Genomic DNA, 15410 nt, shown 5'->3' on the forward strand with positions numbered 1-15410 from the left:
TAATCATAGTCATATTTGAAAAGGTGGGAAGCGTATGAAAAAACAAAAAAACAAAATGTTCTCCGCTCTGCTTGTTCTAACAACTGTTAGCATCTTCACAGCTGCGTGCAGCACGAAAGATGCCACCCCAGCCCAAACCATGCAGCCTGACAATACGAGTGCAAAAACTCCATTAAAGCTCTCTATGATGCTGCCGGGCTACTCAACCCAGCTGCCGGAAAAGAACAATTCGATTCTGACCAAATTAACGGAAGCGACCAATGTGGAGGTAACTCCGGTTTGGGTTCCATCCACGTCTTACGAGGACAAATTTAATATCACCTTGGCATCCGGTCAAATGCCGGAGGTTATGGTAGCGTTAACAAAATCGTCAACCTTCATTAACGCTGCTCGCAACGGCGCTTTCTGGGAAGTGGGTCCTTATTTAAAAGATTATCCGAACCTAAGCCAAGTCAATCCAATCGTTTTGGACAATATCTCGGTTGATGGGAAAATTTACGGTATTTACCGATCCAGAGCGCTCGGCCGCAACGGTATTGCTTATCGGAAGGATTGGCTGGAAAAAGTCGGCCTGCAGCCGCCCAAAACCATCGACGATTTCTATAACATGCTCAAAGCGTTCAAAACCAAAGACCCTGACGGGAATAATGCTACCGGTCTATTGCTCACTAAAAATAATGGGGCATTGGATATTATGCAAACGTGGTTTGGCGTACCGAATCAATGGGGTCAAGACGCGAGCGGTAAGCTAGTCCCCGCACATATGACGCCTGAATATATGAATGCGCTTCAATTTTTCAAGAAGCTGTACAGTGAGCAATTGATTAATCAAGACTTCCCGATTACAGATCCGGCCAAAGCCGAGGAATTTATGGGGAACGGTGTAGCGGGAGTATCTGTCGGGGTTACGGACACCGCACAAAGAATCGAGGAAAAAATTTGGACAGTTCGTCCAGAATTAAAAAACGTGAGTGTAATGGAGCCTCTCGGGGCAATTGAAGGCCCCGCCGGAATAAGGGTGCTGCCGACAGATGGCTATGCGGGTATGCTGCTTATTTCCAAAACCTCAGTCAAAACGGAAGGTGATTTAAGAAAAGTATTAACCTTTCTGGATAGATTGAATGATAAGGACATGCAAATTTTATTGTATAATGGCATAGAAAATCGTCATTTTACGATGGACAAAAGCGGAGGCGTCATAGGATCTCCCGATGCCAACATCACCGCGGAATTCGCCAGCTTAAATCAAATGTTAATGTTTATTCCGGAAGACCGCAATTTGCTGCCTGTACAAACACCAACCCGTAAAAAAGTAGCTGAAGTTCAAAAGGCTAACATCAAGCAAGTGATCGGTAACCCTGCGGCCTCGTTCATATCCAGTGTATATGCTCAAAAAGGACCTCAATTGGATAGTATTATCAATGATATTCGAATTAAATTCATCGTCGGCAAAACAGATGAGAATGGTTTCAAACAGGCTATTGAGCTATGGCGGAAGAGCGGCGGAGACGATTATATAAAGGAAATGAATGATCTATACGCGGCTAAAGCCAAAAAATAACTTTTCTACAAATGAATCAAACCTAAAGGTGGAGGTTACCCTGGATTGGGTATCCTCCACCTCTCTATGGGATCAACTCAACATTCGCCGATATCGATTATCCTTTGACAGATCCTTCAGTCAATCCGGAAATCAGCTGCTTTTGAAAAACGAGTACGACAATAAGCAGTGGTAAGACGCTAATAACCGAAGCAGCCATGATCAAGTGATACGGTGTATAATTGCTGTCTTCAAGTGCTTTGATGGCTACGGCAAGTGTTAAGTTCTCTTTGGATCTAAGAATAACGACCGGCCACAAAAAATTGTTCCACTGCTTAACGAACAAGATAATGCCCAAAGCTGCAAAAGCCGATTTCAAATTAGGCAGCACCACTTTTCTGAACAACGTAAATTCAGAGCACCCATCAATCCGTGCCGCTTCCAGCATCTCATCCGGCAGTGAACGACAGTATTGTCGCATAAAGAAAATACCAAACGCATTGGCAAGGTCGGGAAGAATGACGCCCCAAATATTATCAATTAAATGGAGCTGCTTGTAGATCACAAACAGCGGTACCATTGTCGCTTCATGAGGGATCATTAATGAAGCTAATACAAAAACGAACAAAATTTGTTTTCCACGGAATTCGTATTTGGCAAACGCATAACCACCTAAGCTGCACAGGAACAGCGTTGCAACAGTAAAGGTCGTGGAGAGCAGCACGCTGTTCCACGTAATGATGCCAAAGCTTCTTTTCGCAAACAGCTCCCCGAAATTTTCCCAATGCAAGGTTGCGGGAATCCATATGGGAGGATTAACAAATATTTCACTTACTGCTTTTAATGAAGAACTAAGCAGCCAAAAAAATGGAAATAACATAATGGCGGAAACAACAGTCATGATAATAAACATAAGAATTGTGTTTAATTCATTTTTACGATTCCAGCTGTAACTCTGTTTAGCCGAGGTCTGCACGTCCTTCTCCCCCCTTATCCATTTTTGTCATCAAACAGGCGTAATTGAACTAACGAGACCAGCATCATGAGAATAAAGAAACATACGGCAATCGAAGAGGCATAACCGAAGTTGAAATTTTGAAAGCTCTCGTTATACAGCATCAAAACAGGAGTTAACGTGGAGTTCAAAGGGCCACCCTTAGTTAAAATGAACGGTTCGGTAAACAATGAAAATGTGCCAATCGTGGACAAAATCGTACAAAAAAGTAAAATCCGTTTAACCAGAGGAATGGTGATCAGAAAGAAGCTTTGAATTTTGGTGGCGCCATCGACATATGCGGCCTCATACAAATCCTTGGGGATGCTTTGCAGTCCTGTGATCAGCAGCAGCATATTGTAGCCGAGCCACCGATACAAAACCATCATTGCGACAGTAAACCGAGCCCAGCTCGGTGATTCCAGCCACGGAATGTGGTTATCCACCCAACCCAAATTCATAAGCAGCGAATTCATAAGTCCATCCTGCGTGTTGAATATCAAAACAAATACGAAGGATACGGCAACAACCGATACAAAATTCGGGACGAACAACGCCATACGGAAAAACCCTTTGCCGACCATCCAGTTGGCATTAAGCAGACTGGCAAAAACAAGCGCCAAAAAAAGCATGATAGGCACGTAAATCACGTAGATGACAGCACTGTTCCATAAAGACAACCAGAAATGGTTATCATGCATTAAAGTCGTATAATTTTGCAATCCAATAAACGACTTCACTTTAGAACCGTTCCAATCCGTGAGGCTTATATAAAAGGAATAAATAATCGGATATAAAGAGAACAGGATAAATAACAAAAAGTATGGCGATACGTAGAAATAAGGAGCGAGTCGAAACTGCCACTTCCAGCTTGTGGTTCTCATAGCTTTCCTCCTAAAAGTTTTGCATAGCAAAACAAAAGGGGGCATCATCCCCATCGAACTCATGCTGATTCACATTCGTTCGAATGAACATGACTCTCCCTCAGTGGTTCCTGTCGATATTGAATAGTTATTTTGTACTTACTTTCTTTTCGTCTTTTGTCTAAGCTCGTCAGCCATGCTTTTTAAAGCTTTGTCGGAAGGTGTATTGTTTAAAAAGATTTGCGCCCAAACGTCCGTCATCATTTTATTGGCTAATGGAAAATCAGAAGTGTAAGCAAGCGGGAACGTCTGTTTTAACGACTCTGCATACATTTTCAGGACTGGCTGGTTGTTGAAATAGGCGGATGGCGCGTCCATATCCGAACTGCTGTACACCGTGTTCAGTGCTGGGAACAATCCTGCTTTTGTCATCATTTTTGCTTGAGAACTGTCCTTACCCAGCATAAATTCGATGAATTTCCATGCTTCCTCAGGATTCTTGGAATTTTTGTTGATAGCCATGTTGGAGCCGCCTTGGTTGGCACTCACATATTTATCATCCTTGGACCATTTAGGCATCATAGCAACGGACCATTTTCCCTTATCTCCAGGAGCATACTGCTGCTCGATGGTCGCATCATGCCAAGAGCCTCCGACCACGGTAGCAAATTTACCCTCTTTGATTGCATTACCCCAAGGGTCAGTATTAGCGCGAGCATCAAATACGAGCCCTTCTTTTTGCATTTTGACCAGAAAATCAGCTACTTCTTTTATCTGAGGCGAATCTACGGATACATTGCCCTGCTTATCGAAGTACCACAAACCGCGCTGCCACATCATGGATTCGAATACACGGTTGCTCGAATTTGTTTTCGAGTCTCCATACATCAGAACACCGGTTTTTTCTTTAATCAGCTTCGCCGCTTCATAGTAATCGTTCCAGGTCTGGATTTTTTGTGAAACTTCCTTTGGATCCGTAGGAAGGCCTGCTTTTGCAAACACATCATTTCTATAAAACATCACAACAGGGCCGCTATCCCACGGCATTGCATAGATTTTATTGTCCTTTGTCGCATCTTCCCATTTGTATGCATTCATTTTGTCCTTATAAGGCTGAACGCGGGAAGTTATATCCAGCAAGGAATCAATTTGCACCATTTGAGAAAGATTGGTAGATTCCAATGAAACAATATCCGGTACAGCATCTCCGGTGTTGGAAGCGATCAAATACTTTTGATACAAGTCCGATGACTTCATCAACTGAAATTCAACCTCAATATTCGGGTATTGCTTCTTAAATTCTTCCATGTTCAAATCAATACCGGTTTTGGCTGATTCCCATATCCAAACGACCAGCTTCGTTTTTTTACCCGTATCTGCAGCTTTGGCGGCTTCACCGGGCTTTGCGGATTCTGCATTATTGCTGCTTGAATTGGAACATGCACTGGCCATGATAGAGAAAAACATGCAGAGGACCAGCAGTAACGACCAACTTTTCTTTTTCATTTTTCATTACCCTCCTTATTTTGTTCTTCTTTATCATAGTTGGTCTGAAAGTGCTTTCAAACTGACGTTCGTTTGATTATAGTGTACTATTTTTGAAAAATAAAAAAACACTCCTGACGTTCAGGAGGTTGTCGTAATCTTGTTCCATCATTTCGTTATTTTGTTTGATGTCGGTATAGACTGGGAGTTTGAGCGACGCATTTTTTAAACCATTTGGAAAAATATTTGGCATCCTGAATGCCCACCTGCTCGGCTATTTCATCCGTTCGAAGATCGGTCAGACGCAGTAAATCTTTGGCCCGTTTGAGTTTACGGTCAGAAATAAATGTGATCAGGCTGCAGCCTACCTCTTCTTTGAATATCGTGCTGAAATAGCTTCTGCTGACGCCTATACGGTTAGCCAGATCGGCAGCCCGAATATCCAAATGCAAATGCTGATCGATAAAATCAATCGCCCTAAGCACATCATCCTTATGAATCCCGTTGCGTAATTCGATTTGCGTCTCGATTTGCCGAAGTCGATGCATTTTTTCAGTCGCCATCATCCAGCCCGACGCATCCTGGATATTCCCCTCGCTTCTCCAATGCAGCCAAGGCTTGTTCAATTTCATGGCTAGCAAATCATTTTTGCAAGCATTCAAAAGATCTGAACCACAAAACAAAAACAACGAGTCCCGTCCATTTTTTAGAAAAAGGATGCCCTCATCGTATACAATTGGAAAGGTTTGAATCACTTCCTCCAGTAAATTCAAATCTTTCTCGTCTTCATCATCAGCTTTGTTCATAAACAGATGGAATACATGTCCCCCGGAAACCGTCCATTTCCAATCCGTGTCCAAATGCTGTTTCAATTGAGCAGCGGCCGATTGTTTCTTTTCCATTAACCATGTTTGCAAAAGGTTATCTCTGCTGTCTTGATCTTTTTGCGTCAGGACAGAAGCGTGTTCTTGTTGGTGAAGAACCAATTCCTGACGTATTTTTGCCAAGCTTTCGTCCATCTGTGCATCATCAAAATTGGTTTTTACTATGTAATCGGAAATACCGAGTTGAATACCTTGCTTGGCAAAGCTAAAATCGCGGTGACAGCTCAAAAACAGTATCTTAGTCTCCGGATGAATCTTCAGGATTCGTTTGGCCAACTCGATTCCGTCCATCTCAGGCATCACTATATCGGTAATGACAATGTGCGGCCGATGCTTCTGGAATGACTCCCAACCAAGTAAACCGTTTGCAGAGTCGGCAACGACCGTCATCTGATGTTTTCCCCAATCCACGGTCATGCGCAGACCTTGTCTGACCAACTGTTCATCATCAACAATCATCACTTTTAAAACCGTGTCTACAGCAATTTCGGCCATGTGATCATCATCCTCGTTCCTTTCATTCTCTCTGATTCAATGTTCATCCTGTACTGTAAATCAAAATGCAGCTTAAATCGTTCGTCGACATTCCGCAAACCTAACCCGCCCTGCTTATCGGGAATTTTGTGACCGCTTCGGATATATTCCAGATGCTGTGGTTTAATGCCCAAACCGTCATCGGTAAGCTCCATGCAAATGTTCTGCCGTAAGGAAGTTATCGTAAGCTGCAATTGACCCCTACCATCTGTAAAAGCATGAAAAAAGATGTTTTCTAACAAGGGTTGAAGCACCATTCGAGGTATTAGGCAGTGCTCCAGCTCAGGCTCCACACTCAATACAACGTTGAAAACATCTCCATATCTGTACCGTTGAATTTCCAGAAAATGCTGTGCCACTTCAAGCTCCATTTTAAGCGGTACAAGCGACTGCTTAAAATTAAAGCTTGCCTCCAACACGGCTACTAAATGCACGAGCATATTTTGTATATCCGGCTGGTGGGCTAATCTCGCCTTCCACTGAATGCTGTTTAATGTATTGAATAGCAGATGAGGATTAATTTGATAATGGAGCGCTCTCAATTCAGCTTCACTTTTAAGTTTTTCTTTAAGGCTGATTTCGTGTACGGACTGTTTGATTTGTTCTGTCATCCGATTGAAGGCATCTCCCAGATATCCCAGCTCATCGGAGGTCGTAATCGGGGTTTGAACGGAAAGATCCCCTTGACCGAATCTCTTGATCGATTTAGCTAATTCTTTAATGGGCCTAGTAAACCGCGAAGAAAATATACCCGCCATAACCACAACCAATACAAGCGCAAGTAAAGAAACAAGCAACGAATATTTCAAAATGACACTGGAAGATTCATAAAATTGCTTATACGGCAATCTGGCTTCAATGATCCACCCATTCGTATCCAACTGATCCGACCATATGATATCGTTATCAGCAAATGAATAATCAGTAGAGGTTTGTAGCAAGACACCTCTGTTTTGATCAAGAATTTGCAGATGCGCTTTCAAATCGTGTTCAAAATTGCGAAATAACCCTAGGATTGAATCCGCTTTCATTTCGATTAAAATATGACTTCCTTCCGGTAGCCTGAATTGTTTTTGTATAGGTACAACTAAACTAATGACATAATTTACGGATGTGGACGAGTAATAGTCAGGATGATGAATAATAATCTTATTGCGTTTAATAGTAGGCTCCGATACATTATTCCATAAATTGGAATTCATAAGCTTCTGAGCATTAATCAAATCGTTCCCATAGATTTTCCCTGATTTTGTAACGATATTTACGCTTATGATATCCGAATTTGTATAAGATGCGAGCAGTCTTTTCAGATCTCTTTCATCTGTATATTGGCTGTAAGTCTGAATATCCTCATCCTCGATTACAATAGGTGTAGAAGTCAAATAAGCCAATATATTTCCAGTGATATTTTCCATTTGCTTTAAGTTGGTGTCCAGATGAAGCCTAAGCTGTTGTACGGCGTATAAGCCATAGTTCCCAAATTGTGAATTCACAACCTGGGATGACTTATTATAAGAAAAATAACCAAGAGTGATTAAAGGCAAAATTGCCACGATCAATAAAAAAATAATCAGCCTGGCTTGTACACTTTTGGATAATTGAAACCGGTAAGGGAGCTTTTCAGACGAAAATCGGTATTTCATACTTCACCTGCTTTAAGATCATGAATAGTTATAATGTAGTATAACGATTTATGTTTGTTGATTCCACTCTTAGTTTATTACATAAGGTTCATTTTCTAACAAATAGGGGTGATTCCCCCCAAGCTAATTGCTCAGGGAACATCACCACACCATTGTTTATTCATCCTCTTTGAAAATAGGCTTGATTCTAATTTCGAATTTGAACTCCTTTTCATCCAAACGATAAGGTTCCAGAAGCTCTGGTCCGCAGGAATTGGAGCCTACACCGCTTATCTTGTAATCAAGGTGAACTATCGTTTCTTGTCGTCTGACAAGCTCATAGTCATGGGCGGCCCTGGTAAGATCCTCTGGTGTATAATGCGCGGCATGAATAGAGAAATCATCCGAACCTGAGAATTTCAACCCCATTCCCTGTTCGTTGGACACGATTGCCCACTCGGTTCCATAACGCGATCCGTTCTCCTGAGGCATAATATAGTTTTCGAACATCTCGTCAACCGTCAGGAGATATTTCCCTTTTTTCACACTTTGACGTTTGTCGATGTAACTCTCATGCGGCCCCAGCCCGAAATACTCCACCTCTTCTGTTCCTTGAGGCATAGTAAGCTGCAGCCCGAAACGTGGAAGAAACACAAGACTTTCTCTTACAGTGATGTCTACTTGCAGTGAAATTTCACCTGTGCCATCTACTTTCCAGAGGGCAACGCCATGCAGAATAGGAATTTTAATATATCCACCTAAGGAAAATTTGACCTCGATCTCCACCGATGTATCCGTTTGGTTCGTGATCTCAGAGCTGTACACATGCATAGTCGCTCTGTCATAGCCCTCTTCCATCCAGCTGTGTTTAATCTTACGATCGTTATCGGTTGGAGCCCGCCAAATGTTAAATTTAACCGGAGAATCGATCATATCCAATCCATGCTTGGTTACCTTAATAAACACACCGTTGTACATGTCGAATATATGCTTGAAATCAAATCCCTCAATGCTCAACTGATGCCCACTACTGTTCACATGAATGGCCGGTATGGATTGAGCCTTATGCTCCTGCAGCCTATGGACGGGGAGCTCGAACTGACCAAAGCAAATTTCATGACCTGCTTCAGCCCATCGGGTATCCCACTTGGACCTGCAAGAAACCGTTAGGAAATAACGACTATGGGATTGTGAAGGTATCGCATAAGGTATGCTCACCTGTTGGGCAGTATGAGGTAAAGCATGAAGCTGGATCGGCTCTCCTTGATCCATAAGTTGTCCGTCCTTCTCGATCTTCCAAGTCAATTCCATATGGGATAAAATGGTAAAATCGAACAAATTCGTTACGGTTATCGCGCCTTTGCTCAGATCCTCGGCTTCAATACGGATCGGCGCAATGACCTGCTTTAATTCCAACAGCCCTGTATGTGGTTTCCGGTCTGGACCAACAAGACCGTCTATGCAAAAGTTGCCATCGTTAGGCTGATCTCCGAAATCGCCCCCGTAAGCAAAATATTGTGTGCCATTGGCGGACTGAGTCTTGATTCCATGATCAGACCACTCCCAAACACAACCGCCCATCAGCTTTGGATACTTGTAAATGATATCCCAATAATCCTTCAGATCTCCAGGTCCATTTCCCATGGCATGGCTGTATTCGCATAAAAACATCGGTTTCGTGCTGTTCTCATCTTTGGCATAATTCTCAATGTATGCAGGCGAAGAATACATCCGACTTTCTACATCGATGACCTCTGTGTTGGGGCTTCCTTTATGTCGCGGGTCTACGCCTTCATAGTGAATCGGTCGTGACGTGTCCCTGCCTTTAATCCATCTTGCCATCGCCATATGATTCATATCGTATCCAGACTCATTACCGAGGGACCACATCACGATGGAAGGATGGTTTTTGTCCCTTTCCACCATTCGGATAGCCCGCTCCAGAAAAGCATGCTCCCAATCCGGATTCCGGGTTAGCATATGATAATCGCCTGCATGCAGTACGCCATGGCATTCCAGGTCTGCTTCATCAATCAGGTAAAAACCATATGCATTGCATAAATCCAGAAAACGCGGATCGTTAGGATAATGAGAGGCTCGAATCGTATTCACGTTGTGACGCTTCATAAGCACAAGGTCCTTGATCATATGGTTAATTGGAATCGTTTGCCCAAGCACAGGATGTGAATCATGGCGGTTGACACCTTTTAGCTTCACAGCAGTCCCATTTATCCTAAACACGCCGTCTTTAATTTCAACTTTTCTAAAACCTACCTTGAATAGGAGCACTTCATCCCCGCTGTAAATATAAAGACTGTATAAATAAGGATTTTCTGCATTCCAAAGAACGGGCTCCAGAACCTCAAATTCCAGGCTTCCCTTACGGTCAATCATTGCTTTTCCTTCGTGTACAACGTCACCCTTGGCATTTCTTAACTGCGCATTAATCTCCAAAGGGCTCGTAGTTTGTAACTCACATCTGAATACAGCCTTTTGGCAATCATCCGATAGCTCCTGCTTGTTGAATACATCCACAATGTGATTCTGATCTCTTGCAAGTAAATAAACGTCTCTGAAAATACCAGAAAACCTCCAGAGATCCTGATCCTCTATATAGGTGCCGTCACACCACTTTAATACCATTACGGCCATTCGGTTCTTACCGCTTTGGATATAAGGGGAAATGTTGAACTCCGCTGGTACCCTGCTGCCTTGGCTGTAGCCTACAAATTCGCCATTGATCCAGAGATAAAAGCAGGAGTTGACTCCCTCGAACACGACATATTTTTCTTTTCCCTTCCAATTTTCAGAAATATTAAACTCCCTGACATACAACCCAGCTGGATTCTCATTAGGCACAAATGGAGGATCACAGGGAAATGGATAATTTACGTTCGTATATTGCAGTTGATCATACCCTTTTACCTGCCAGCAGGACGGAACCGTCAAATCGTCCCAAGCGCTTACATCCGTTGCAACGTCATAAAAGCCATTTTCAACATCCTTGACGCTGGATTGATATTGGAACTTCCATCGTCCGTTCAAGGTTTGGTAATAAGGGGAACGTCCACGTTTTCCGCTCAAAGCCGCTTCCGCTTCACCATAGGGAATATAGTAGGCTCTGGGAGCTTCCCTGTTTACCTGTAAAATTTTAAGATCTTCCCAGTATCGGGTCACATTAATCAATGGAATCGCCCCTAACGTTAATTAAGCTGCCAACAGTAGCCAGCTCCGTTTCATGCATGATCATTTTAAATCGATGCCAACGATATTGGAACCGACAGATGTTTGGAATAAGTGTATTTTTTAACAATCATGCTGAGCATACAAAGGCCATCTGATCGCTTTTCACTTTAGTTGGCTGTTGCACAGTTCAGAAGAAAAATCCCATCCCCATACATGCATAGGGACGGGATGAGAAGGAATGCCTATACCTCAAAGACGACAACGTCGTAATCCTTTAAAGTTTCCACGGTAACCTGACTTAAATCATTGCTTTTCCTAATCTCCAATGACTCTCCAGTAGATAATAAATAAGCTTTGACAACAGACGGCTCCTTGATGCCTACGGATAAGCCATGTAGAGGAACAAGTTCATTGAAAACCCTTCTACCACCCGTCAAGTTAATGAGATGCACCATGATCTTGTTACCCTTTTTTCTAAGAGAAACTTCACAGGTAACGGGTGCGGAAACTACAATAGGAACCTCTCCATGCATCGACCACAAAACAGCATTGACCAACAGCTGCTTCAAATCCGGGATACCCGTCTGCCAGAACAACCGGTCGATTCGGTGGGGAAAATACACTGTCCGTCCCTTCGTGTCATTTTCTGACAAAACCGCCATCGCTGCCCCAGTATCCGGTTCAACCGTATACGATAATCCCTCCGGAAACACTCGGAACGGCGCAGATAAGGTCAGTGGTACTACCGTCCGGTCTATGCTCACTTTGATTGTGCAGTAGTCATAAGCAATAGGCACAACACTCGTTTCTTCCAGTCCTTGAACGAGTGGATGTGTGCTGTCCTGAATGTTCATGTAGGCCTGCATGACTTCCCCAGTATGCTTTCCATTGACTTGGAGAGTGACTCCGTTGTATTCGGCTTGGAACACATCTTTCAGCAAAAAGTCGTTCCGTTTAGCCCCATCCAAATCGAACAAAGAAGTTTCACCCGTAGCGATAACGCCTCCGCCTCTCGCGGAGTAGCGACGAATCGCTTCGGCTTCCTGCTCGCCCATGCATGCCATGGACGGGAGAATAACCGTCTTATATTTATTCAACATTTCATCCGAGAGCGTTTGCGTAGAAATAATATCGAACGGGATGTGCGCTTCCAGAAGCGATTGCTCTACTCCGCGAATACATTCAACATAATGGTCGTGGCTATCGTGATTGCCCGGCTCGTAGAAGTTCAGCGTATCCGCTGAATAGATGATCGCTATGTTGGCAGCCGATACGTCCCCATCATAATAATCATTGTGCTTGTCATGGAATTCGAACAATTCCTTCATAGCGATAAAACCTCTTGGATCTTCATGTACCTTTGGCGGCCCTCCCGATAAATTCACCATCGGCATAGCGCCGTTGGCGGCGATTTGGGCCAGGTATACCTTTTGCTCGACAGGTGTCATCGCGCTCCTTCTCCACGGCCATGCCATGAAGTAGGATACGACAACCCAAATCGGTTTGTCCGTAACAGAGGACATATACCTTGCTTCTTCACCTGTCCAGCGGAGTGATTGCCACTGGGCTTGGCCGGACGCATCCAGCTTAAACCGAGTCTGAGCCTCCACTTGTATGGCGCTTTGATAGTTGGACATTTGTTCCACATCGAGTGAAGATCCTACCGTCCACTCGGGGTCGCCAAAGCAGACGCTGTTCCCGAATACAGGCATGTCGGGATCGACGCTTTTAACTACATCCATCAAATACTTGACACAAGCCGTCGTCTTCTTCAATTTCCAACGTGTAAATTGGGTCCAAACGGGACTCGTCCTGTCCTTAGCCGTTGGCAGGTCCAAGCCTGTGGATTCCTTAAAGTCTGTCCGGCAGTTGCGGCAGTAGCAAATTCCCGACGATTTAAAGCCGTAGCTCGCGCCTCCGAATTTGATTCCGTCTACATCGTACTTCTCGATGATTTCTCTTACGATTTGGACGGCATAGTCCTTTTGGTAGCCTCCGAGAGGACAGCTTACATAGAAACCGTCCGTAGACTCATACAGATTGCCGTTGCCATCAACCGAGCACCAATGCGGATTTTGCAAAGCAGCCTTTTTCGGTAAAATTCCCAGATCAATCATAGCAACCGCTTTGATGCCGTAGCGATGCGCGGCCTCAACAATCTCACCTGTGACATCTTTACCGTTTAAGTAAGGACTTTCTCTTTGCAGATCCAAATTTGTCGGATAGGTGCTTACGTAACCTCCAGCAAAAAAACTGAAGAACGATACATGCATCTCATGGAAATCCTTTGCCATCTGTTCAGCATCATAATTGTCGCAATCGATATCCCGGATAGTAAGATGGATGCCTCTTCCTCGTTTATTGAACCAATCTGTTTTACTCAAATGATTCACCTCAGCTTCAAAATAGTAGCTAGTAATTTTCCTTTAACAAGGCCCCAAGCAAGCTTTTGAAAAACTCATTAAATGGCCGTTCTGCGGCAAAATCCTCCGATTCCAGGTAACGCTCCAACAGCCGATAGTATAAATCGCCCGGAAGATCCAGTGTCGTATTCTGAATCAATGGAACCGTACGGTTCCTGATTCCTGCAAACTGCGATTGCAACCACTCTGGAATGGCAACATTTCCGGTTGGGGGTGCGGGCGTCTCGAACAGCAGCCTCTGCGCGTTCCCCGACCAAAAGGCTTGAAGGCGGGGATATACGGTCCCTGGAAGCAAATCCGATAACCATGAAGCACATTGGGAATACGTTTCATTGCGCCACAGATATACCGGAAATTCACTTCCCCACACGATACGGTCCCAACCGCAATGGGCAATGACGAATTCTACCCAGGTTAAGTAATCGGGATGAGGGTACGGCTCCGTGGTTCCATTGCCTCCTTGTCTGGACAATATGGCATAAAACCGCGGATGCTGAAGCAGCTCCAGGCAGCTGCTATCCAGCTTGTTCCTTTCACGCCAGCTGAAGCTGGTATTCAAAAAATGCGGCGCGGCGATAAAGGAATCAGGGTAGCGGGACAACCACGCTAAATAAAACTCTGCTGCCTCGGAGCTCCCTACAGGGTTGAGCGCGTAAATGCACCTTCCCTGATCGCCAAGCAGCTCCATGATGCCTGGGGTCGCCAAGCATTCCTCATAAGACAAGCGCATGCCGATAACGCCAGCTTCAACCTGAGTGCGGGTTAATTCCAAGCGCTGTTCGGCATCGGCTCCGAAGGGTATGCCCACTCCACGAATGCGATCGGGACGTTCTCTCATAGCTTGGAACAAGCTTTCCAGATCGGGAACTAAAGGGCCCAAAACAACGACCGCACGGGAAATACGGTAAGTATCCAAGGTGTGAAAAATATTCCGGACGGAACCGAACCTCGGTGTGCCGATATGCATGTACGCATCGATCTTATCCAGTGCTCCCTCGTTCAAATCGACATTAGCGGTAGTAGGTGAATAAGTCACGCAAATCCATCCTTCCGGATACATGCTCGCAAATTGCAGCGTTTTTCCTGACTTCCTCAGCGGTCCGCATCCCGATTAAGGCTACATCCACATAAGGATTGGACAATACGAACTGGATTAAAGCTTCTGTATAATCAAATGTATTGTGAGGGTTCGCCACTTGCATCCAACGGCTAAATAATCCCGAAGTTGTGGTGCGCATGACGGCAATGCCCATCCCTGCCTTCTCCGCTTCCAATATGCTGCCGAACGGCCTATTTGCATCGTAGGCATGCTGCATGAACAAATTGTAGCAAATTTGCATCATATCAAATTGTCCGCTTTGGATGAATTCGTATACGGCAGCATTATTGTCTTCGCTCGTGAAACCGATAAAACGGACTAACCCTTCCGCCTTCAATTGAAGCATTTGCTCCAGCATCCCCCCCTGAAGAATGGTGCGGACAGCATCATCGGTATAGCTGGTGCCATGAATTTGTAGAAAGTCGAGCTGGTCTGTTTGTAATCGAATCAAGCTGTTCTCGACGGAACGACGCAGCTCATCTGCTCCGCAAATCCCCGATTTACTGGCGAGGAATACGTTGGATCTATGGCCTTGTAGTGCATAGCCCAACATTTCTTCACTTTTTCCATTGCCATAACCCGGGGCCGTATCGAAATAGTTAATGCCTGCCAATAAAGCGGCGTCGATCGCGTTCAAGATTTGATTTCGATCTGTCTCGGCGTCAGGATCATAAGACTGCAGGTAATTTTTTAACCCTGCCGGTGCACCGCCAAAGCCAATACGGCTAACCGAAACGCCTGTCTTTCCGAAAGTACCATATTCCACTCCTATACACTCCT

Annotated in this window: 10 protein-coding genes; 1 reads left to right on the forward strand and 9 read right to left on the reverse strand. The window is 44.4% G+C overall.

Annotation, left to right across the window (positions count from 1 at the left end):
- Positions 1-34 precede the first annotated feature (34 nt).
- On the forward strand, positions 35-1561 hold the full coding sequence (locus BM210_RS06905; RefSeq protein WP_091165959.1) for an extracellular solute-binding protein: 1527 nt from the start codon (positions 35-37) through the stop codon (positions 1559-1561).
- Between the two features lie 97 nt (positions 1562-1658).
- On the opposite strand, the gene BM210_RS06910 is transcribed toward BM210_RS06905, so the two are convergent.
- The 9 genes from BM210_RS06910 to BM210_RS06950 form a co-directional block, all read right to left on the reverse strand.
- On the reverse strand, positions 1659-2516 hold the full coding sequence (locus BM210_RS06910) for a carbohydrate ABC transporter permease (RefSeq protein ID WP_256223294.1): 858 nt from the start codon (positions 2514-2516) through the stop codon (positions 1659-1661).
- A 14-nt stretch (positions 2517-2530) separates the two neighbouring features.
- Positions 2531-3418 carry a carbohydrate ABC transporter permease gene (locus BM210_RS06915; protein WP_091165961.1) on the reverse strand — a complete coding sequence of 296 codons (888 nt, stop codon included), beginning with the start codon at positions 3416-3418 and terminating at the stop codon, positions 2531-2533.
- Between the two features lie 138 nt (positions 3419-3556).
- Complete coding sequence (locus BM210_RS06920) at positions 3557-4903, reverse strand: ABC transporter substrate-binding protein (RefSeq protein ID WP_091165962.1); 1347 nt, start codon at positions 4901-4903, stop codon at positions 3557-3559.
- 155 nt (positions 4904-5058) lie between these two features.
- On the reverse strand, positions 5059-6261 hold the full coding sequence (locus BM210_RS06925) for a response regulator transcription factor (RefSeq protein WP_091165964.1): 1203 nt from the start codon (positions 6259-6261) through the stop codon (positions 5059-5061).
- Positions 6243-7943, reverse strand: a complete 1701-nt coding sequence (locus tag BM210_RS06930) for a cache domain-containing sensor histidine kinase (protein ID WP_091165965.1) — start codon at positions 7941-7943, stop codon at positions 6243-6245. The genes BM210_RS06925 and BM210_RS06930 overlap by 19 nt, the downstream gene beginning before the upstream one ends.
- A gap of 156 nt (positions 7944-8099) precedes the next feature.
- Positions 8100-11099 (reverse strand): glycoside hydrolase family 2 TIM barrel-domain containing protein, encoded by a 3000-nt coding sequence (locus tag BM210_RS06935; RefSeq protein WP_371263438.1) that lies wholly within the window; start codon positions 11097-11099, stop codon positions 8100-8102.
- Positions 11100-11350: 251 nt separating this feature from the next.
- Positions 11351-13492, reverse strand: a complete 2142-nt coding sequence (locus tag BM210_RS06940) for an alpha-amylase family protein (RefSeq protein WP_091165968.1) — start codon at positions 13490-13492, stop codon at positions 11351-11353.
- Between the two features lie 28 nt (positions 13493-13520).
- Complete coding sequence (locus tag BM210_RS06945; protein ID WP_091165970.1) at positions 13521-14567, reverse strand: hypothetical protein; 1047 nt, start codon at positions 14565-14567, stop codon at positions 13521-13523.
- Positions 14542-15396 carry an aldo/keto reductase gene (locus BM210_RS06950; protein WP_177237674.1) on the reverse strand — a complete coding sequence of 285 codons (855 nt, stop codon included), beginning with the start codon at positions 15394-15396 and terminating at the stop codon, positions 14542-14544. The genes BM210_RS06945 and BM210_RS06950 overlap by 26 nt, the downstream gene beginning before the upstream one ends.
- Between the last annotated feature and the right edge of the window lie 14 nt (positions 15397-15410).

Source organism: Paenibacillus sp. 1_12 (genome assembly GCF_900114475.1).
Taxonomy (GTDB): Bacteria; Bacillota; Bacilli; order Paenibacillales; family NBRC-103111; genus Paenibacillus_S.

Bases quoted from the DNA above. Each gene is read 5' to 3' on its own strand.
- BM210_RS06930 (WP_091165965.1), bottom strand. From the start codon at position 7,943: ATGAAATACCGATTTTCGTCTGAAAAGCTCCCTTACCGGTTTCAATTA.
- BM210_RS06925 (WP_091165964.1), bottom strand. From the start codon at position 6,261: ATGGCCGAAATTGCTGTAGACACGGTTTTAAAAGTGATGATTGTTGAT.
- BM210_RS06920 (WP_091165962.1), bottom strand. From the start codon at position 4,903: ATGAAAAAGAAAAGTTGGTCGTTACTGCTGGTCCTCTGCATGTTTTTC.
- BM210_RS06905 (WP_091165959.1), top strand. From the start codon at position 35: ATGAAAAAACAAAAAAACAAAATGTTCTCCGCTCTGCTTGTTCTAACA.
- BM210_RS06915 (WP_091165961.1), bottom strand. From the start codon at position 3,418: ATGAGAACCACAAGCTGGAAGTGGCAGTTTCGACTCGCTCCTTATTTC.